This window comes from Paradesulfitobacterium ferrireducens (assembly GCF_017310645.1).
Lineage (GTDB): Bacteria > Bacillota > Desulfitobacteriia > Desulfitobacteriales > Desulfitobacteriaceae > Paradesulfitobacterium > Paradesulfitobacterium ferrireducens.
Genome location: NZ_JAFLRH010000009.1, coordinates 37,897 through 59,299, shown reverse-complemented (window position 1 = coordinate 59,299; position 21,403 = coordinate 37,897). Strand labels below are relative to the sequence as shown.

Here is a 21,403-nt window from a genome sequence, read left to right as displayed (position 1 = left end):
CCCCCTTTAATTCATGAATATATCCCCCGGCAGTTCTTGCCCCGCCGCCTCCAGGCGGTCAATAAATTGCGGTCGAATCCCGGTAGCCCTGTAATACCCCAGAACATTTCCCTGTTTATCCAGACCGGTCTGTTCAAAGCGGAAAATATCCTGTAAGACAATGACATCCCCTTCCATCCCTAACACTTCCGTGATATGGGTAATTCTGCGGCTTCCGTCACGCAGCCGGCTTTGCTGCACAATCAGGTCGATGGCACTCGCGATTTGCTCGCGGATAGCCCGCATCGGCAGCTCCATCCCTGCCATCATGACCATGGTTTCCAGGCGGGCCAGCATGTCGCGCGGGGCATTGGCGTGTCCGGTGGTAAGCGAGCCGTCATGTCCGGTGTTCATCGCCTGCAGCATATCCAATGCTTCCCCGCTGCGCACCTCACCCACAATAATCCGCTCCGGGCGCATGCGCAGGGCGTTCCGGACCAAATCCCGGATGGTGATGGCACCTTTCCCTTCAATATTTGCCGGTCTGGTCTCCAGGGTCACGACATGAGTCTGGCGCAGCTGGAGCTCAGCCGCGTCTTCTATGGTTATAATTCGCTCATCCTCCGGAATATAGGCCGAGAGCACCCCCAGGGTGGTGGTCTTGCCTGAGCCGGTACCTCCGGAGACGATGATATTCAGGCGGGCTTTGACACATGCTTCTAAAAAACGAGCCATCTCCCGGGTTAAGGTGCCGAAATGAATGAGATCCTCCACTTTGAACGGGTCTTTGGCAAACTTCCGGATGGTAAGGGTAGGGCCATTAAGGGCCAAAGGCGGAATAATGGCATTGACCCGCGAACCGTCCGGGAGACGGGCGTCAACCATCGGCTGGCTCTCATCAATTCTCCGGCCCAGCGGAGCTACAATTTTTTCTATGATATGGAGGACATGGGCGTCATCGTAAAATGAAATATCCGTTCTTTCCAGCCGGCCCTGGCGTTCAACATACACCTGGCGCGGTCCGTTCACCATCACTTCATTGACTTCGGGATCATTGAGCAGAGGGGTAATCGGGCCCAACCCTAGAATCTCGTCAATTAATTCTTGAACTAAGCGCTGCCGCTCCATTCGGGGAGGGGTAAGCCCTTTGCTTTCAGCCTCAGCGTCCAAGGTTTCCTCGATGACCGGCCTCAGATTATCTTCTGTCAAAGCGGGCAACGGAGCTGCTTCCAACGCTTTAATCACTTCATGATGAATATTGCTTTTAAAATCGCGCCAGGGGTCATTCACCCCGGCCTGCCTTGCGCCCCGCACCTCGGGGCGGGGGCTCCGCGTCTCTACCGATTTCTCTTCCTGAATTTTCCCTTTCTCCAAACGCTTAAGCAAGGACATCACTTATTCCCCCTTAGAAACCGAAGACTTTCTTAATCCCACGGAAATATTGCCAGCCATTCGATTGTTTAGGGGAAAACTTGGCCGTATCCACTGCAGCCTGAGGCCGGGTTAAATCTTCAACCATAGTGCGGATCCCCTCAGCCGCTTTGGAACCGGGGTGACCGAGAACAAACGGCATTCCCTGATTCACCGCCGCAACCAGATTGCGGCCGTCACTGGGTATTTCATAACGAATCCGGGAGCTAAGCGCCTTTTCTACATCTGGCACATCCAAACCCATTTCCTTACCGGAGCGGTTTAGAATGAGGCGAACTTTATCCCCGTGATGCAGACCATCCAGAACCTCCAAGCTAAGCTTGGTGTTTTTTAGAGTAGGGATATCGGTTGAAACCACCAGCCATATTTGCTCAGCTGCGTCGAAACTCACAAGGCTAATATCCTCAAAGCGGCTGATATTATCACAGATAATAAAGTCAAAATGGGGTTTTACTTCACTAAGAATCTTTTCAACGTGCTCGGCAGTGACCAACTCTGCGTACTCCGGACGCGTGGGGGCTGTTAATACTTGCAGTCCGGAAGAGTGAGTCAGCAGGGAAGACTGAATCTCGGCAAAATTAAGGGATGGCGCCTGAGTTAAATCAGCGATGGTTCGCTTGGGAGTCAGGTTAAGAAAAACAGCCACATCCCCAAACTGAAGGTTTAAGTCCAGTAACAGTACCCGCCATTTTCCGGATGAAGCCAGAGAAACCGCTAAATTCACCGCCAGGGTCGTTTTGCCTACACCCCCTTTGGTACTAAAGAAAGAAAGTACACGTCCGGAACGGGTTTGAGCCAGAGCGGACACGGCTTGGACCGGAGCCCCGAGGGCTTGGCGCTTGCGCTCTTCCATCTCATACACTTTGGCAATGGCTCCGGCCAATTCGTCCCCGGTAAAAGGTTTGACAATATATTCACGGGCCCCTGCCATCATTGCCTGTCTCAGGTAAGCTTGTTCCCCTTGCACAGACATTATCACTACAGCACAGCTTGGAACTCTTAAGGTTAAAAGCTCGGTGGCCCTGATTCCATTCATTTCCGGCATATTAATATCCATCAGCACAATGTCGGGATGCAGCTCTTCAGCCAGACGAATCGCTTCCGAACCGGATCCGGCTTCCCCGATCACCTTAATGTCCGCTTCAAATTGAAGCAAGCGCCGGATGCTGTCCCGAGTCTCACTGATATCATCCACAATGAGCACGCTGATCTGTTTCATATCACATCCCCCTATCTAAAAACACTGTGATAGTCCGAATTCAGAAAAACAGACTGGTCAATAGGAGTATCAGACCGCTGCTCGGTATTTGCAGGATTGCGTAGAAGCAAGCGCAGGCTTCCTTTTTCACTGCCAAGAGTTACGGCCATTGCTTGGGGAACGGATAAGGCCAGGGTATACGATTTGGCATCCGGTTTATTCTTATCACCGCTGATACTCTCCCCTACACTTAAGACCAGGACATCCTGGGCGGCTAAAGAAGTGATAGTCTTCGTACCATTCGCGTCTTTAATATCCATCGTGATCAGTACATCCACATGGTCCCCGGGTTTTACAGAATACCCGACTCCGCTGACCAAACTGATGGGAATGGCAACTGCCCGTTTCCCCTCCGGGACCGTAAGCGCACTGGAACCACCTACTCCGTTGCTTTTTACGGATTCCGTCCCTTTACTGCTACGCTCGACCATGGAAGAAAGCACGGGATCGCCCGGCTTCAAGTTAACCAAGACTACTGAACCTATCAAACCCTGAATGGAACTAAAGCCCCCCTGCGGATACCCGTTTGCCGGAACTTCTTTAAGAATTAACTGCTCCGGAGCCAGCACGGTGCGGGCTGCAACATCCGCTTTGGCAACCACCAGGGGTTTAAATTCAAGAGCCTTTTTCTTATTTAGCCCATTCAAGTATAAAAAAGCAGATCCAGCGGCAATCAAAGCGGAAATCAATGCCAGAAACACAAATCCTTTGCGCACCATTTTAGCCTCACCTCAGCAGTAATAATTATCCGAGCTCTTCAGATTAATTCGCTAATAGCTTTGGCGCATATAACCCGAAGTCTGACAGGGTATTCCCGTCTTCCATCTCCTGCTCGCTTTTCAACAAATCGGCTAAGCTCCCGCCGGCCTGCCCGCGCGTAACAACGGTGCGCAGGAAGCGGCCCCTGACGATCGAATCGACTCCGTTGCCTTCAACCCCTTCAAGGAAAAAGGCGGCAAAGCCTACAATTTCTACTTCATGAACGGAATTTCCATTGTGGGAAAGCACTTTAACGATGGGAAGATAGATAATTTCCGGTGCATCCCGGTCAAAATCAGCAAAGGTATTGCGTGGGACTCTGGTATCCCGGTCCAAACGCTCCGAAATTCCTTTAGAGGTTGGCCCACTCATATTTCCGTGTTTCACTTCCAAAACTTGCCCGATACTTAACGTCCCTTGATACCCGTTCGCCAGGTCTGTCTCATAATTCCGGGCCCCATTCCCGCTCAGTTCCAGAGCCCCGAACCAACCTCCGCGCGTAAAATCGTCTTTATCTTTTTTGCCCCCGTTTGCCCCTGATTTCAGGGTATATTCCTCTCCGTAAACAAAATCCTGTTCTTCAACACTTAGAGGAACAGCGCCGCTAAGGGATTGGGGCGGGACCATGATTGCTCTCGATGAAGCTCCGATCGTACTCTCTTTAATGCCCCAGATCGTTGCCAGATAGGCCGGAACGCTTTCTTCCGCCCGTACCACAATTTCTGCATTCCCGGAACGGAACTCCACTGAAATTCCGTTGACTCCATTTTCAGCAGCATAGGCCGTAGCTACTTCCTTCGCTCTGTCTGTATTTTGCGGAAGCTCCTGCACACCCGCCAGGGCCGCTGCATCTAGGGCATTCTGCAGATGGGCATGCCGGGCATAGAGTACGCCGACATCCGCAACCAGGGCGCCCATCCCAATCAAAGCGGTTAAACCCAACGTCACAATAATCGCCACATTCCCCTGCTCTTTTTTTTTGTATTCCATACCCTGCCCTCCAGACGTCTTTACGGTTGGGTTATTCCAGACGCATGCTCAAACGGGAACTAACAACTACCGGATTGGGGATAACCCCCTGAATCACCGGAATAATCAACTGCACCGGATACTCAACTTCGATCGTCACATCCTCGCCGGATTGACGCACGCTTTCCCCGGGAGATATTTGCACCATGAGTGAGGTTGGATTGAGAAAGGAAGCGGAATTCTGTATGGTCGTCAGGATATCTTGGTCATTCCCTCCGACACTGGCCACTCTAGCCCCCGCCCGGGCGGCATTATTCACCGTGATATAGGCATAGCCGACACGCCCCATTTCCGTCACTGCAAACAAGAGCAGCAGCAGGAGCGGGATAACTAAGGCCAATTCCAAGGCTGCCTGCCCTTCTTCTGTTCTCCAGCGTCTGCGCACCATTCCGGTTTCCTCCTATGCCAGCAACATAGCAACCAGCGTACCTAAAACCAAGGCAATTCCGTAAGGAAATTTTTCCTCTCCGGCGCTGCTGATGCTTTCGTGAAAGTGCTTAGGCTTTCCCCAAAAAGGCATGGTCAGAAAAAATTTAACCAATGTAGGGATAAATGCTTTACGGCGAGCCAAGAGCACCGCTGAAAACACTCCGCCGATGACAGCCCCGTAAAGGAACGCATAGAACACAAAATTCGCGCCACCGAATGCTCCAACCACACCTAAAAATTTAACATCCCCGGCCCCCATGCCGCCGAGAAAAAAAGGGATGATCAGCAAAGCCAACCCGACGCCCGCGCCTGTCAGTGAAGCTACCAGACCGCTGAAACCCTTTTCCCAAGTATTTAGGCAGAGGGCCAGGATAAATGCGGGCAGGAGCAGCCGGTTATAGATTTTGCGTTCGCGCCAATCGCTGTAGGAGGCTAAACCCAAAGTTATGGTGAGAGCCAGTTCGTTAAAACCCATAAATAGCACTCCTCTGCCTTAAGAAACAACCCTACTGCGGGCAGTAGGGTTAGTTCCAACGCTTGAGTTATTTTAGATCCCGTCTAGTTTGTCGGTGTTCCATCGAGTTCGTTGCTGATGGCAGTAAATCTGCCAACTAAGTTCGTACCGATTGCCGAAAGAGCTCCAATGACCACTACCGCAATCAAAGCGATAATCAGTCCGTATTCCGTCATTCCTTGACCGGCTTCATCTTTCACTAATTCTTTTAGTTTTAACATCATCTTGTTCAGCCCCCTTATTAATTTCCCGTTCAATTGTTTTCTTGAGTTTATTATACGGAAAGGGAGCATCCCTGAACATCAGGCCAAAGTCGGGATTTGCCTATATAAAAGTCCTAGCAAAAAGTCCCAAGCAATAGCATTTAACCGGGACTTAAGGCCTAATAGTTTTTTTATAATCATCGTGGAATCATCACATACACAAACCGTATAAAAAGACATCGAGTATTTCTGAAACGGATTGTTCCCGCTGGCCGAGGACTTGCCTTTCAATTTCAGTGCGGCGCACCCCCTGCTGCCCCAGACGCGGGTGCGAACTCAAGTGAGGCAAGTACGGTTTAAGGGAATTAATGAGCATAATGAAGGCAAGCGCTAAATTTTTGCTAGTGATTATTTCTAACTGCCGTTTAATTTCTCCCTGCTCCTGTGCTTTTTGGATAATTTGGGTCACGAGCTCAAGATAATGTTCATAAGTCTGGTTGCGCATATTTTTGCTACCATACTTCCGAGGGGTCCCTTCAGTGGTAAAAATATCCCACCAAATTTCCCGGTGATAACTCATAAAATCAATTTGCAGCAAACCCACCTGAAGTAATTTTTCACGTAAGGGTAATTCTTCCTCCATTAACTTGGTAAGACCCAATTCCAAACGGCGCCAGCTGGAAAGCAAAACCTGCTGGAAGAGTTCTTCTTTATTACTTACATAATTATAAATTGTTCCGACCGCTATTCCTGCCCGGGCAGCGACCGAACGCATCGATGCCCCGCGTAATCCTTTTTCACGCAGTTCGAATTTAGCCGCTTCCAATATCCTCTTTTCTAAAATATTTTCTTCCGCCATATGACCTTCCCCTTAATTTAATGCCTTAGCCAAACTACTCTGAAGACCCAAAGAAAAAAGACTGAACACAGGTTCAATCTTACCTCAATTTAATATGATTATTCAAGCCCGAATCAATAAATCTAACCTTATTCCTTAACTTATGATAAGTTTACATCTTTGCGATGCCTCTGCTTGTGCAGAAAACGCCCCCTACTGGAGGCGCCTTCCGGCCAAAAAGCGGCAAACTTAGTTTAGAAGATTACACCTAAAGCAATCAGGATTAAGATCGCAATCGCGATAATGCCTACCCCGACATATCCGCCGAAATAGCCGTATCCACAATATCCGTACATAAGAATCCTCCTTCCGAATCATGATTCTCAAATTCACAAGAGCACTAGCCCTTAAATTCTTAGAATACGATTCCCATGGCGATGAGCAAGAGAATGATAACGACTACTACTGCAATCCCAGGTAAGAAATTAGGCCCACAGCCGTCAACTGCTCCACCGAATGCCATTTGTCATCCCTCCGTGTTTTCCATATATTGGGTGTATTTTCTGGTATAATCTATGAACCTGGTTTCACAGAGGTTACTATTTTTAGGGAAGTCAGTCGTGATCCAAAAAACTGGTAATAATGGCATTCAAGCCTGCCGTTATAGAGCTTCCGGCTTTTGTCCCAGCGACGGCCGATCAACCTTTCCGGATGGGGATGGGTCGTTAGCATATGGAGGGACCAGTTATTGAGGCGCGCATAGGTTTCACCCAGTTCTTGGCAGACTCGGTCTACCTCTTCTTGTTCGCTCAGACGCTCACCATAGGGCGGATTGGTGATGATGTGTCCAAAGTGGAAACGCGAGCGCACCTCAGACACAGGCAGCTTTTGGTAGTGAACCACTCCTTCAAGTCCTGCTTCGAGGGTATGGATACGGGCCAATTCCAAGGATTTCGAGTCAATATCCGACCCATATATATGTAACGGAACAGCGGCCTGCCATAAGTCACGGGCTTCGATCCGTGCCTGCTCCCAGAACTTTGGTTTAATGTTGACCCACTTTTCCGCACTAAAGGTGCGTTCTAACCCGGGAGCCCGCTTTTGGGCCCATAGTGCTGCTTCGATTAAAATCGTCCCGGTACCGCAGAAAGGGTCGAGCAAAGCATACTCCGGTTTCCAGCCGCTCAAAGCTACCATAGCTGCAGCCAAGGTCTCTTTCACCGGGGCCGGACCGGCCAGACCACGGTACCCTCGTTTATGCAACCCCATGCCGCTGGTGTCGATGGTTAAGGTGACTTCATCTTTCAGCAGAGCCACTTCGATCTGATAAAGAGCTCCGCTTTCCGGAAACCAGGTTAAACCATACGTATCTCTTAACCGTTCTACAATCGCTTTTTTAACAATTGCCTGGCAGTCGGGGACGCTGAAGAGCTTGGATTTTACAGACTTGCCTTTGACCGGGAACAGGGCATCCGGAGGGAGCCACTCTTCCCAGGGCAGGGCTTTGGTCTGTTGGAACAATTCCTCAAAGCTCAAAGCTTTAAAACGGCCCATTTTAAGCAGTACCCGGTCGGCCGTGCGCAGCCACAGGTTAGTGCGGCAAATGGCCGCTTCGTTCCCTGCAAAATGAACTTTTCCGTTTTCCACCGTAACCTGGTCGTATCCCAAAGCTTTTAACTCACGGGCCACCAAGGCCTCTAACCCAAAAGCACTGGTGGCAATCAATTCTAATTTCACAAGCGTACCGCCTTTTTACCTTACTTCGCCATAAAATGGCGCAAGCTATCCTTCCACGGGGGCATTTGGTCGAGACCGCTCAGACGCAAACGGTAATTGTCCAGAACGGAATACCCGGGGCGCGCAGCTGCCCGCCCGGCTTCCTCAGTGCTCTGGGGGAGCACTGAGGCTTGCAGCCCGGCCAGTCTAATGATTTCCTTCGCAAATTCATACCAAGAGCATTCACCTTGCCCAGAGGTATGATACGTTCCGTAAAGCCCACTTTGCACTAGCTGATAAATCTGATTAGCCAGGTCTTTCGTCCAGGTTGGAGTCCCCAACTGGTCCGACACCACTTTAAGCGGATTGCGCTCTGAGGCGAGGCGCAGAATCGTCCGTACAAAGTTTGGCCCGTACTCCCCATAGAGCCAGGACGTCCGGCAGATATAATGCTTGGGCAGGATTTCCCGTACCATTTGCTCTCCGGCAAGTTTGGTACGGCCATAGACATTGAGCGGGTGCGGCGGATCCTCTTCACGGTACATTCTAGTCTGACGTCCGTCAAAGACATAATCTGTGCTGATATACACCAGGGCCGCATCGCAAGTGAGAGCGGCCGCGGCCAGATTGCGCGCGCCCAAGGCATTGTGGGTATATGCCAAATCTTCATTTTGTTCACAGGCATCCACCTGGGTATACGCCGCTGCATGAATAATAAGATCAGGCCTAGCTTCCCTTATTTTATTTCGGGCCAAAGCGGCATCCGTAATATCCAAGTCCTCCCGGCCCCAGGCCAAAACGTCATCCCCTCTGGCTGCAAAGACTAAAGCCACATCCTGGCCTAACTGTCCTTTTCCTCCGGTAATAACTACTTTCATCCGGCATGCTTCCTCCCTAATATAATCCCCAGCTCCTTAATCTGATCTTTTAACTCTTCGGGCTCCAGCGTAAGCTCCAGCCCTAATGCAAGAGCATAAATCGTGCAGCGGGCAACTTTTAGTTTGAGCAAATCCTCGGCTGCCAAGGCATAGATTCCTAACTGTATGGAATAGCGCCGCCGCAGAGCTGCAGCAGAGTCGTTCTCCAGGTTCCGCTCAGCACTTTGACCCATATTTAGGCGGTCTGTTTTATAATCCAGCACTTCTACCCCGTGTTCGCTGAAAATCAGAGTATCAATCACTCCTTGCACCAAAACAGGCTGCTGCAGCCCCGGCAGCTTCAGGCTTAAAGTAAATGCTGCTTCCCGTAAGACCTTGTCCGCACCCAGAAGGCGCATCCCCAGCGGGGATTGGAGCAATTCGAGTATACTGGCTCCGGGTATGGCCGCTCTCTGCTCAGCGGTAATGATGTGACGCTCTTCCAATGTTCTTAAAAAATGTGCCAGCCATTGTTCCCGCTGTGCGAGCGGGCGCTCCTGCCAGGAACGCCCAAGCTCAGACAAAGGAAGGTGCTGCATCACAAGATGGAGGGCAGTGCCTTTTTCTGCCGGGCTTAACTCCCGGGTACTTGCTTGGAGGAATTGCGGGCGCACGGTATTCAAAAGATCAGCCGTTCTCGGCTGCCCAATCCACGGTGATACCCCAGTGTTCACATCCTCATACCATAGAAGCTGCCGTTTTAGTTCACTGACACTAGTCTTGCCAATCTGGCTTACTTCAGCCATAAAGGGGTATTCCCAGTTTAGTCTGCGCTCAACCTCAGACAGCCAATACTCCGGCTCTTCTTTTGCTTTCGGGTCTTCATCTTGGTTAATACCTGCATCTTGATTTAGCCCTTGTTCAAAATTTGTGCTTTGTTCGTTTACCATAATTTCGAGACGCGCCTGGTGGGCAAAAGGGACGCGCTCACTGCGCATGAGCGCCGGAACAATCCAGTCAAGAAAAGAGCGGGCCTGACGCAAGTAGGCATCGGAAAAACCGTCTTCACTCAGGGTCGCCAGTTCATCCCATTTCTCGCTTTTATCTGTAAGTTTCTTAGCACTTCCGTAGAGCAAGAGTCTTTCTTTGGCTCTGGTTAAAGCCACGTACAGAATGCGCATCTCCTCGGCCACACTTTCCTGGGTTAAGACCTGTTTAATCCCCTGCTGGATAAATGATGGATACTCCACATTCTGATTAACATCGATTACGGGGGCACCCACTCCCAAGGATGAATGCATGAGCAGCCTGCCGCTTAAAGTACGCCTGTTAAACGCACTTCCCAGCCCGACCACAAAAACCACCGGAAACTCCAGTCCCTTGCTGGCGTGAACAGTCAGCAGGCGCACCACATCTTCATTTTCACCGAGAACGCGGGCGCTGCCCATATCTTTTCCCTGCTCCCGGAATTTGTCCAGAAACCTAAGAAAGCGGAAGAGCCCGCGGTAATTCGTCCTCTCAAAGCGGCAGGCCCGCTCATAGAGCGCGCGCAAGTTCGCCTGGCGCTGGGGACCGCCCGGAAGCGTGCCCACATAGGCCAAGTATCCTGTCTCCTCATAAATAAGAGTCAGGAGGTCCGCTAAAGAATGGCGGCGGGCAAATGTGCGCCACCGGTGCAAGTTCTGCCAAAAAGACAGAAGCTTAGCTTTAAGTTCTTCAGGCAAATCCTTATCGTACTCAGACAAATCCTTTTGGTCTCCCACAGCCGCTTCCAGGGCATCGTAAAAATCCCCCTGAGGTTGAACCAGGCGCAGCTTGCCTAGCTCAGCCCCATTAAGGCCAACCAGCGGGGAACGCAGAACCGCAGCCAACGGAATGTCTTGGCGCGGATTATCGATTACCTTAAGCAAGGAAAGAACAGTTTCCACTTCACTGAACCCAAAATACCCGGTCTTGGTATCGGCAAAGATCGGAACCTGAAGCTGCTGCAGTTCCTCGACATAAAGCGGAGCGACTGCAGAATAGGACCGCATTAGGATAACGATATCTGCATAGCGGACCGGGCGGAAATTACCAACTTTCTTATCAAACACTTGAAACTCCTGATATTCCACCATCCGGCGGATGCGCTCACCCACAAACCGCGCCTCTACCCGGGCCGCCTCAAGCTCTTCCTGAATCCCTTCCCCGGCGTAGATCTGCCCGGTTCCCTCGGTTCCCTGCCCGCTTTCTCCTAAAGTTGCTGATTCTGCACTCTCCCCGGCCTCATCTTCCCGGGTGCCGGGTGCAAATTCTTCAGGGTCAATCAGGTGCACTTCCACCGGGCCCTCCGCTGTAACTAACCCCTCCCGGTTGCTGACATAGGAAGCCCCGTATTGCAATGCTGCCTTGTCATCATAAGCAATCTCGGCTGCACCTGCGGTCATCAGCTGGCGGAAGAGGAAATTCACGCCTTCCACCACTTCCCGGCGGCTGCGGAAATTGCGTGCTAAATCCAGCACCAGATTTCCCGGCCCGGCTTCCTCACTCTTTTTCCGTTCCCGCTCCCAGTGAGGCCAATGCTTATATTTATCCAAGAAAAGGCTAGGATCGGCCATGCGGAAGCGGTAGATGCTTTGCTTGACATCTCCCACCATAAACAGGCTCCCGCCGGGAAAGCCGGAAATCAGCTGCAAGATGCGCTCCTGCGCCGCATTGATATCCTGGTATTCATCCACCAAAACCTCGCCAAACCGTTCCTGCAGCCCTAAAGCCAGCGGGCTGGCCTCATTGTCCTGCTCCAAGAGTGTTAAAGCCATATGTTCCAGGTCATTGAAATCAACCAGGTTGCGCTTTTGCTTCAGGTTTGCATATTCCTCACTAAACCTTAAAACCAGCTTGGCCATAGCTTCCACCAATTCACCGGTATGGCGCAAGGCGGGAATTTGCTCTCTCAGCGGCCAGGCAAAGAATTCTTCGGTTAATTTTTTAATAATTCCCTTTGCCTCATCTCTCAGCTTCCGGGCTTGCTCCCGCATAAGCACCGGATCATCTTTATCTTGGGCTCCGGCCTGGGTCCGAACCGCCGGCAAACGGCCGAACTCTACCCTTTGCACTGCCTCTTCAACCGCACTCCAGCTCCCCGAAAACAGAACGCGCTCAAGCCCTTTGAGCATCCCAAGCTCATCTTCGAGCAGCGCCAGGTAAGGCAGAGGCCCGCCCGGCCTGCGGGCCAGCGCAGCTGCCCGGGACAGCAGCTCAGAGGCCGAGCTGACCCGGTCCTTAAGCCCCTGGCGCACCGCCTGACCCCACGGACTTTGGGCCAGCTCTTCCACCTCATTCCATTGATATGCCTTAGCCAGAGCCTTAAGCCAATCTTGGGGACGGGCATGACTGGAAGCAAAGGTGTAAAGTTTAAGCACTTGCTCCATCAGCGGCCGGTCATCCCGGTCCGATCCGAATGCCTCCACTAAGCGGAGAAATCCGGAATCTTCCCGCTCATACCAGACCTCGAATAAATCTTCAATCACATCTTGGCGCAAGAGTTCCGCCTCGGCTTCATCGGCAATTCGAAATGCCGGGTCCAGCTCCAGCCGGTAGAAATGCCGGCGCGCCAGTTCAAGACAGAAAGAATGCAAAGTCGTAATATTTGCCTGCGGCAAAAGATGCAGCTGGCGTAAGAGACGTTCAGCCCGCTCCTTATCTGATTCCTGCCACAAAGCCTCTTCCAAGGCCTTTCCAACTCGCTCCCGCATCTCTGCCGCGGCCGCCTTGGTAAAAGTGACAACTAGAAGACGGTCAAGTTCAAGAGGGTGAGCTTCGTCCATAACGTGCCGGAGAATGCGTTCAACCAGAACCGCGGTTTTACCGGAGCCCGCAGCCGCTGCGACCAGCAAATTCCCTTGCAGCTCAATAGCCGCGAGCTGTTCGTCCGTCCACTCCGTCTTACCCATTCTTGGTCTCTCCTCCTTCAGCCTCAATCCGCTCAAGCTCCATCAGAGACTGGATCACGTCCTCCGCATTCAGCTGGGGCAAGACCCGGTAGCGGTTCTCCGGCAGGAACGGGTCAAAATGGCACACCGGTTTATAGGAACAATATTGGCACCCGTTCCTTTTTCCTTGACGGTAGGGAGCCAGTGCAATGTCTCCATCCAAAATCCGTTCCCCATATTGCTTTAATAAGCGGTATAGGTGGGCCCTTAAAGCTTGGAATTCCTCCAATGACAACACTTGGCTGTGCTTGCGAAAACTCCCGTCCTGATTTAGCTTTAGCCCGAGCAAGTCCGATTTCCCCTGGGCCAAGGTTTGATCCATCGCCTGCAAGACCGTGGGATTAGCCAGGAAATACCCGGCAACCTTGACCGAAGTTAACCGTTTCACGTCCAACTCGGCCTCGGATAACGGAATTTTCTCATGTAAACGGGGCTCCAGCACCGGGAAATAAATAAATCCGGCCGGAACCGCTTCCTCGCTTTCGGCTTCCGGCATCCTCCCCAGGAAAAGCTCGCTTCCCTGAAGAGCAACATCCAAATAAGCCAACAACTGCAAATCCAAACCATAAAACACATCACTTAAAGACAAGGCAGACTCCCGGGACTTATAATCGATAATGCGCACATATACCTTTCCCTCAACCACCGCCGCATCGATGCGGTCGATCTGCCCCCGCAGTACCAGGCTGCCGCCGTCAGACAAAGGCAGATTGACCGGCGGCAAAGGAGAGTCCGGGCCAAACTGCACCTCAAGCTCCAGCGGGACAAATATCCCGGCCCGGGCATGCTCAGACAATACTCTGACTGCGTGCAGCACTGTCCGCCGCAGCTTGTGCGTCAGATAACGGTAGCGGGCACTGCTTGAGAGGATTTTATACGGAAGCTCTGAGGCCACCACCGGTGTCAGCTCCTCCAGCATAGCCATCGCCTGGTCCTTCGTAATTGTTCCCCAATCCAAATGCTCAAGCCGTACCTTCTGTGCGAACTGATACAAGAGGCCATGGAAAAACTGACCCATATCCGGGCGGGAAAGTTCAAACACTTCCCGTTCACGCAAACGCAAACCATAATTGGCATAGTGAGAAAAAGGACATTGGGCGAAACGCTCCAAGCGGGAAACGCTGGTTAAAAGCCGGTGCCCGTACAGGCGACGAGCCAGGGGACGCGCCAGCTTCTGTTCCCGGTTGGCGGCAGCCGCTCCTTGAAGCAATAACCCGGCCTGTTTGGCGGTTGCGGGGTTCATAGCCAACGCCTGCTGAACTGCCTGCCATAAAGGAGAGAGGCTTTCTCCTTCACGCAGCTTTCTAAGCTGCAGCGCCAATAAGGAAAGAAGAGGCAGTGGATGGCTTACCACCTCCAGCCCATCCTCCTGACCCCACAGCTGCTCCTTCAATCCGGGCACCAGGGATTTAAGGCGGTTGATTACCGGGGAAGGTACAAGCGCTTTTCCATCCTCATCTGTGAGCGGGTAACTAAAATACAGGCGCTCCTGCGCCCGGGTCAACGCGGTGTAAATATAAAACTGTTCGTCATGGATCTGAGATCCGGACGCCAAAGTCAGGCCATTCTCTTCCAGCTTGTCCCGATCCTCAGCATTCAGAAGTCCGTTTTCCTGCCCGCGCGCCGGCAATACCCCTTCATTTGCACCCAGAACAAAGAGAACTCTGACTTCAGGGTTGCGGGAACGGTCCAAAGAACCGACCAGCACCTGATCCAAGCGCGGCGGAATTAGACCTAAGTGCAGGCTCTCAAGCCCGGATGCCAGGACATAACCGTACTCTTCCAAGCTCAGGGTCTCATCTCCCAGACCGGCCACCAGCTCATCCAATAAGCCCACGACGGCCTGCCAAAGTTGTTCCTGAAGCCCTGCTCCGTCCAAATCTCCTTCGTCTTTCATGTGCTCGGCCCAACGCCGGAGCTGCTCCGGCACCTTTAAGCTTTCAAGCAGCCGGTAGAGTGTGGTCGTTACCTCCCTGACCGTAGGCTGCCTGCCATCCGCATCCGGTGAAAGAACAGATACGAACGGAGCGAGCAAGGTATAGACCAACTTACGGCCTGCATTTAACTCCTGCTCTTCCCGGGCTAAGCCCTCTGCTTCTTCTGTACCCGCACGCCGCGGGCGAATCTGCCAAAGCTGGTGTGAGCGCCAAGCCGCGCCGTTAATTCCGGCCTGTAAGCAATAATTCTCCAGGCGGTCAACCTGATCGCGCTTCAGTGGAAAGAAATCCGTCTTTAAACAGCGAAAAAGCGGATCATAGGCCCAATCCGCTGCCGCCGTTTCTAGCGCGGAAAGCAAAAGTTCAATTAACGGATGCTGAATGACCGGGCGTTTATAATCGAGAAAGTGCGGAATTTCATAAAGTCGGAAAACATTTTCCACTATTTCGGCATAATCCGCCAAATCGCGGCTGAGTACGGCTATCTCCTGCCAGCGCAATCCTTCAACCCGGGCCAACCGCCTCAGCTCCCGGGCGATTCCCTCCACCTCCGCCCGGCGGTTCGGAGCCGCCGCAATCCGGAGCGAGCCAGGCTCATCCGCAGCTTTCCGGTAAGGCTGGCTTGGGTAGAGAAAGAAATATTGTTCTAAGTAATTGAGGATTCGATCCTGCTTAAACCGGTGCCCTTCCCTTAAGAGCACTGGCGGCAGCCAACGATCTCCCTGAGCTAAGGACCGGAGCGCCTGATAAGTCAGCCAGGGACCATAAAATACCCCTTGCTCCACTTCCTGCTCCAATAGTACAGGATCAAGCGTTAAGGTTACGGTGACTTCAGTGCCCAGGTTTAAAAGCCGCTCAATTATTTTCAATTCCTGGGGAGTAAAGCCCTTGAACCCGTCAATCCAGATTCTTGCCCCCTGTAAAAACAGTGCAGACCTAAGCTGATCCGCTGCCAAGGTCAAATCATCATCCGGGTCGCGCTTGCCTGCCAGTGCCTTTTCAAACTCCTCATAAAGCAGAGCCAAGTCATTCAATTTGGCAGCCAGGATAGGATCCGTTACCTCTATACCTGTAAGATCCTGGATCATGATCCGGTAAGTCTTAAATTCGGAAATTGCACCCGCCAGGCTTGCAGCCATGCCCGGGCGGGTGGCGGAGCGGGCAAAGGTTTGAAGTTTCTCTCTCTGCCCTAGAAGAATACGGCTTAAAAGCATGCGTTTGGCCGTTTCCCCCAAGCGCACTTGATTTACCCCCCCGGTTTCAGACAGCACTTTCCAGCTTAAGCGTTTAAAACTTATAACCTGAGCCCGCATCATACCGCCCAGATCCGGAGTCTTGGCTAAGGCCACTTCCATTTGATAGGTGGCTTGTTCCGGGACTAACAGAATCAGGGGATCTCCCAGAGGGTGTGCCCGGAGCTCGGTCCGAATCTCTTCCAGACAGAATGTGCTTTTGCCGCTGCCGGCCCGGCCCAAAACTAAACGCAAGCCCACCAATCCTTCCCCCTTATCTATTCATTCGGCACGAAGCCCCGGCCCAAGACCTCGCTGGCGTTTTGCACAATCATAAATGCCTCCGGGTCGACCTCCCGCACCACTTGCTTGAGACGTCCCACTTCAGGCAGGCTGACCACACACATAATAATTTCTTTCTCCCTGTCGGAGTACGCCCCCTGTCCATGCAGAAAGGTGGCTCCGCGTTTCACGTCCTGCAAAATGCGCTCAGCTACTTCTTCCGCTCTCCCGGACACAATCATAACGGACTTGGCCGGAATGCCGCTGATCACCGCATCGATGGTCCGGCTGTATGTAAACATGTACACCAGAGTATAGAGCACCGTCTTCGGACCCAGAATCGCCCAGGCCGCTAAGATGATAAAGACATTAAAAAAGAGGGATGTGGTGCCCATACCCCACCCGAATTTTCTTTGAATCACCTTGGCCACTATATCCGTTCCGCCCAGGCTGCCGCCAAAGCGAAAAACGATCCCGCCCCCGATTCCGCCGACCACTCCGCCGTAAAGAGCAGCCAGCAAAAGATCATCTATGGGAAGAGGTTTAATTCCTTTAAAAAGATCGAGAAACACGGTAAAGGTTGCTAAACCGACCAAAGTCTTGAGAATGAAGCGTTTGCTGACTTCACGCCAGCCCAGGACAAAAAGAGGAATGTTCAAAATTAAGGTCATGATCCCAATTGGCCAGCGCAGGGTGTAATAAAGCAGGAGTGCGATCCCGCCGATCCCCCCGCCCGCCAGCCCGGCATGGACGATAAAAGCTTGGATGCTGTAGGCCGAAATTACCGCTCCAAAGACAATTCCCGCAAGACGTCCCAGAAAGCGCAGTCCTTCTGTCCAAGACTTCAATTTTTTCTCCCCTTTGCCAAAATACATCCCTTAAGGTTCCCAGTAACATTATAAAATGCAAACCAACTTAAAGTAAAGGAGCCATCAGCCTGGCATGTGCTTCCATCATTCTTTGTGCCAAGCCCCTTTCCTTAAATTGAGCCAATTTCACCCGTTCTGACTCATGCAAATCATGAGTAAAGTCCTGTTCCAGCCGCTGGACAATCCCGCGGTTATAAATGGCCGCAGTCACTTCCAGATCCAGCTTAAAGCTGCGGATGTCGAAGTTGGCTGTACCAACAAAGGCAATGTCTTCATCCACCGTCACAATTTTGGCATGCAGGATCCCCTTTTGATAGGTATAAATCTGCACTCCCGCTTCCAAAAGCTCCTGAAAATAAGACTGGGATGCCAGCTGTACGAAACGGTGATCAGGGATGCCCTGAACCAATAATTTCACTTCCACCCCGCTTAAAGCCATGGTTTGCAGCAGGGTCACCATGCTTTCATCCGGGATTAAATATGGAGTCGTAATGTGGATTCTCTGATGTGCACCGGTCATCCCCTTGAACAACGCTTGTTTGACTGAATCCCAATAGGCATCCGGACCCCCCGCAATAATCTGGGTGAGTTGATGCCCAACCGGCTCGGGTTGGGGATAGTATTGTGCTCCCTGAACCTTTCGATTGGTGCAAAAACTCCAGTCATTAAGAAAGGCCGTCTGAAGCATAGCCACGGCTTCACCTTTTATCATTAAATGAGTATCCCGCCATAGTCCGAGGCTGCGGTCACGGTTCACATATTCATCCCCGACGTTCATCCCGCCTGTAAAAGCGGTTTTTCCGTCGATAATCACAATTTTGCGGTGATTACGGTAATTGAGCCTGCTGCCTAAATAAGGAAAGCGGACAGGGAAAAAGACATCGGTTTCAATCCCGGCTTGCTCCATGTCCTGATAAAACGATTGCGGCAAACCCTTGCTGCCCGCCCCATCCACTAAGAAGCGTACCTCTACCCCTTGCCGGCGTTTTCGAATCAATATATCCTGAATTTCCCTGCCAATCACATCATCCCGATAAATGTAATATTCCAGGTGGATGTGCTGAACAGCTTGCTCTAATTCCTGTTTGAGTACCCGGAACTTGTTCTGCCCATTGGTAAGAACAGTGATTTGATTATTGGCAGTTAGCGGAGCGGAGGCATTGGTCAGAATAAGCCTTGTGAGCCTTTTGGGGGCATATTGCTCTTCCTCCGGCATCGTCTTATTCATAGAAAGCTTGCGCTTTTGCCGGTCTGCAGCCTGTCTTAGCCTGGCCCCTTGAAGATGCTTATCCGGAAAAAGCCTGCCCCGGCGCGCAGAGAAACCCATGATCAGGTAAAGAAGAAAACCGGCTACCGGCAGTGCTCCCAGCACTGTCAGCCACCGGCGCGTTTTCTCGGGGTACCGGTTTTCAAGCACAATCATACTTTCCGCTAATATAAGTTGAATTAATATAAAGATTAGTCCAATATAAAGAGCCATTCCCCGCATAGTCTATTTCTCTGCTCCCTTTTAAGCCATTCCTTTGGACTGAGTCGTTCTATCCATCACTAGTATGCCGACTGGCTGCAGAACTGTTTCTAGTTCTAGGAAGATAATGGTTTGAATAGATAATAGTAGTAAAGATCCTTTACCTACTAAGGAGGCAAAACGTGTTCAAACAGACACGGGCTCTCAACCTGAAAAAATGTCCCCTGTGCGGACATGATATTCCAGCCCTGGCGGCGGAAACCCACGCTTCAGCCCATTTATGCCCGGAATGCGGTTTCCAGACCAACCCGGTACGTTCAGCTGCTCCCGGCCTCAGTGACCGGCGCTTGCGCGTTATCTTGCTCGCTTTCTTTTTTAGCTCTTTCGGTGTCCATAAATTTTATCTCAAACGCCCGCGGCAAGGAATGCTCTATCTGATTTTTTGTTGGACCTTTGTACCTGCACTCATCGGGATCTTAGAAAGCTTCTATTATCTAAGCTTAAGCAATGAAGCTTTCGAATCGAAATATGGCTTATTGAGCAAATGAACTTGGGATAATCTCTAAACTATCATATTAGTAGTAATAAAAGCCCCCGCTAAGGAGGGCTTTGACCGGTTACATCTTGGGGGCGAAGGTTGCACAGTCAGTCATCTCACTGTTGCTAGCGTTTGGGGGCTGAACCTCGATGGATGAAGCATGGCAATGATTGGCATGCCAGTAACTGCAAGAATCAACGACACATTTTACCCGGCTGATGGGTTCGTTTGAACGATCCACTCTTCCAGACATTTTGTAGCCTCCTTTCGCAATCTGAAATTAGACTGTGCACTTTCATAATTTTTATTCAGGATTTTTGCTCCGGCAAAACCCAAGTGTACTCGCCCTTATAACGGTTTCGAATCAAAGAAAGTTCTTTTCTTCGCTTTAGATACTCGGACACTTTCCCGGGAAGCCATTCCCGGAAATGATATTGATGGTTTTCATATTCAAAGCGCCGGCCGGGTTGGTCCAATTCCCACCGAACTCCTTCCGGCCCGGAAACCAGATGGGCCTCCTGTCCGCAGAACGGACAAACCTTACGGTCAGGTTGAGGAAATTTCCATATGTCTGACCAACAGGTTGGGCACTCTCCCTGCCTTTCAGCCCGTCCTTGCCCGAATAAGGCACGGCCCATTTGCCTAATGCGTTCAATATGGTCCTGATTCTCCAAAACTTCCCCGGGCAAAGCCCCAATAAACATATGGGCATCCTTGACATCCAGACCCAGCAGCCGGCTCAGCTGGACCAGACCGGATAACGTATACCCTTCCCAGCCATTAATCCCCGCTGTCCCAATCACCACACACGGTTTACCCCAAAAATCATCGGCCATTTGAGCCAAGGCCAAAATCCGGTCAGCCCACAGCTTCACGACCGCAGACGGCCCCAAGGCATAACAAGGAGCAGAGAGGATCAGTCCATCCGCTTCCTTGATTTTGGCCGCTAAAAAGTAAAGATCGTCCGGCAGCGGGCACGGTTTGCCCGGAGTCAGACAAGTATAGCATCCGCGGCAGGTCTGAAGGTTCAAATCCGTCAGGCGGACCAGTTCAAGCTCATGCTCGGCTCCGCTGGCAGCTGCCGCTTCTTTAACCAGGATCTCACCGTTAGCCAGCTTGCGCTGGGATGCGATAATCCCCATGATTTTTTTCATGCTTCTCCTCCTCTTTTTGCGGCTTGAATCAGAATTACTGCCGTGAGCACTAAAGCGCTTCCAAATACCTGCACGGAATTAAGAATTTCCCCCAGGATCACAAAAGCACTCACAGCCCCTACGACCGGCTCTAAAGAACTGATTAAGTTCGCCTGAAAAGGCCCAAGTTTTTTAATTCCGTTAAAATATAATCCAAACGGAAGCACGGTCGCGAAAACTGCAATATAAAGAAATTGCAGCCAAGCTGTTTGATCATAGCGCATGAATAAGACCCAGGGTGCCTGGTACAGCACCCAGGCAAGGGAGGCAAACCCCATCCCCCAGTTCAAAACAGCCCACGGAGAATAATTCTTCAATCCATACTGAGCATATACCGTATAGAAAGCCCAGGAAAACGCGGCAGCCAAACCCATCCCCAGACCCGGCAAAGTGATTCCCAGTCCCCGGCCTTGCCCGCGCACAATGAGATACCCTCCCCCCACTGCTGCCAGCAGGGCTAGGACTTTAGACCAGGAGAAACGTTCGGTTTTGGTCATAAGTCCATAGACAAGCACCAAGGCCGGCGCCAGGTACTCCAGGAAAATAGCGGTCGCTACGTTGGTCAGGCTGATCGCTAAGAGATAGGTCAGCTGGACCGCACCCAACCCCAGAATGCCAAAGACTGCAAAATAGGCAAGATCTTTCTTTTTTAGCACCAGATGTTGGCGCTTAAAAACAGCCAATAAGAGGCTAATCAGCACAAATGACAACAGTGCCCTAGCCTGGGCCAAATCATAGGGAGACATTTCATTATTAAATAGATATTTAGCAAAGGTACCAGACGTTCCCCATAACACTGCTGCTGATGCAACCTGAATTACCCCGGCCCAGCCCCGATTCGTCTTTAACATCTGAATTCTGTCTCCTGACTCCTGAATACTATCTAACATAAAGAGCAAT

General features: G+C 51.4%; 18 protein-coding genes. 1 reads left to right on the top strand and 17 read right to left on the bottom strand.

What is annotated here, in order from left to right; genetic code table 11:
* Positions 1-6: 6 nt before the first annotated feature.
* From J0X21_RS03520 to cls, 14 genes are all read right to left on the bottom strand, one after another.
* Entirely contained in the window at positions 7-1,371 is a 1,365-nt protein-coding gene (locus J0X21_RS03520; RefSeq protein WP_206810785.1) for a CpaF family protein, read from the bottom strand.
* 13 nt (positions 1,372-1,384) lie between these two features.
* Entirely contained in the window at positions 1,385-2,629 is a 1,245-nt protein-coding gene (locus J0X21_RS03515) for a response regulator (protein WP_206810784.1), read from the bottom strand.
* An 11-nt stretch (positions 2,630-2,640) separates the two neighbouring features.
* Positions 2,641-3,387 (bottom strand): Flp pilus assembly protein CpaB, encoded by a 747-nt coding sequence (cpaB, locus tag J0X21_RS03510; protein WP_206810782.1) that lies wholly within the window; start codon positions 3,385-3,387, stop codon positions 2,641-2,643.
* A gap of 43 nt (positions 3,388-3,430) precedes the next feature.
* Positions 3,431-4,417 carry a Tad domain-containing protein gene (locus J0X21_RS03505; RefSeq protein ID WP_206810780.1) on the bottom strand — a complete coding sequence of 329 codons (987 nt, stop codon included), beginning with the start codon at positions 4,415-4,417 and terminating at the stop codon, positions 3,431-3,433.
* A 31-nt stretch (positions 4,418-4,448) separates the two neighbouring features.
* Positions 4,449-4,844, bottom strand: coding sequence for a TadE/TadG family type IV pilus assembly protein (locus J0X21_RS03500; RefSeq protein WP_206810778.1), 396 nt, complete (start codon positions 4,842-4,844; stop codon positions 4,449-4,451).
* Between the two features lie 12 nt (positions 4,845-4,856).
* Positions 4,857-5,360 (bottom strand): A24 family peptidase, encoded by a 504-nt coding sequence (locus J0X21_RS03495; RefSeq protein ID WP_206810773.1) that lies wholly within the window; start codon positions 5,358-5,360, stop codon positions 4,857-4,859.
* Between the two features lie 83 nt (positions 5,361-5,443).
* Positions 5,444-5,623 (bottom strand): Flp family type IVb pilin, encoded by a 180-nt coding sequence (locus J0X21_RS03490; protein WP_206810771.1) that lies wholly within the window; start codon positions 5,621-5,623, stop codon positions 5,444-5,446.
* Positions 5,624-5,813: 190 nt separating this feature from the next.
* On the bottom strand, positions 5,814-6,461 hold the full coding sequence (locus J0X21_RS03485) for a TetR/AcrR family transcriptional regulator (protein WP_206810770.1): 648 nt from the start codon (positions 6,459-6,461) through the stop codon (positions 5,814-5,816).
* A gap of 552 nt (positions 6,462-7,013) precedes the next feature.
* A complete protein-coding gene (locus J0X21_RS03480; protein WP_206810767.1) occupies positions 7,014-8,177 on the bottom strand; it encodes a THUMP domain-containing class I SAM-dependent RNA methyltransferase in 1,164 nt (387 codons plus the stop codon).
* Positions 8,178-8,197: 20 nt separating this feature from the next.
* Positions 8,198-9,034, bottom strand: coding sequence for a dTDP-4-dehydrorhamnose reductase (gene rfbD / locus J0X21_RS03475; protein ID WP_206810765.1), 837 nt, complete (start codon positions 9,032-9,034; stop codon positions 8,198-8,200).
* Positions 9,031-12,945: a UvrD-helicase domain-containing protein gene (locus J0X21_RS03470; RefSeq protein ID WP_206810763.1), complete on the bottom strand. Its 3,915-nt coding sequence runs from the start codon at positions 12,943-12,945 to the stop codon at positions 9,031-9,033. Before J0X21_RS03470 ends, rfbD begins: the two co-directional genes overlap by 4 nt.
* Positions 12,938-16,414, bottom strand: coding sequence for a helicase-exonuclease AddAB subunit AddB (addB, locus tag J0X21_RS03465; RefSeq protein ID WP_206810759.1), 3,477 nt, complete (start codon positions 16,412-16,414; stop codon positions 12,938-12,940). Before addB ends, J0X21_RS03470 begins: the two co-directional genes overlap by 8 nt.
* Before the next feature lie 17 nt (positions 16,415-16,431).
* The gene (locus J0X21_RS03460) at positions 16,432-17,283 is read right to left on the bottom strand and encodes a YitT family protein (protein WP_236006053.1); all 852 of its coding nucleotides are present in this window, start codon (positions 17,281-17,283) and stop codon (positions 16,432-16,434) included.
* 67 nt (positions 17,284-17,350) lie between these two features.
* Positions 17,351-18,784 carry a cardiolipin synthase gene (gene cls, locus J0X21_RS03455; protein WP_268939338.1) on the bottom strand — a complete coding sequence of 478 codons (1,434 nt, stop codon included), beginning with the start codon at positions 18,782-18,784 and terminating at the stop codon, positions 17,351-17,353.
* 170 nt (positions 18,785-18,954) lie between these two features.
* Between cls and J0X21_RS16040 the strand changes: the two genes are divergently transcribed.
* Complete coding sequence (locus J0X21_RS16040) at positions 18,955-19,320, top strand: TM2 domain-containing protein (RefSeq protein WP_206810753.1); 366 nt, start codon at positions 18,955-18,957, stop codon at positions 19,318-19,320.
* A gap of 69 nt (positions 19,321-19,389) precedes the next feature.
* Here J0X21_RS16040 and J0X21_RS03445 read toward each other — a convergent pair whose 3' ends face one another.
* The 3 genes from J0X21_RS03445 to J0X21_RS03435 are packed head-to-tail and all read right to left on the bottom strand — an operon-like array spanning position 19,390 to position 21,354.
* Complete coding sequence (locus tag J0X21_RS03445; protein WP_206810752.1) at positions 19,390-19,563, bottom strand: DUF1540 domain-containing protein; 174 nt, start codon at positions 19,561-19,563, stop codon at positions 19,390-19,392.
* Between the two features lie 55 nt (positions 19,564-19,618).
* Entirely contained in the window at positions 19,619-20,464 is an 846-nt protein-coding gene (locus J0X21_RS03440; protein WP_206810750.1) for a flavodoxin family protein, read from the bottom strand.
* Positions 20,461-21,354 carry an EamA family transporter gene (locus tag J0X21_RS03435; RefSeq protein ID WP_206810748.1) on the bottom strand — a complete coding sequence of 298 codons (894 nt, stop codon included), beginning with the start codon at positions 21,352-21,354 and terminating at the stop codon, positions 20,461-20,463. The genes J0X21_RS03440 and J0X21_RS03435 overlap by 4 nt, the downstream gene beginning before the upstream one ends.
* Positions 21,355-21,403 lie beyond the last annotated feature (49 nt).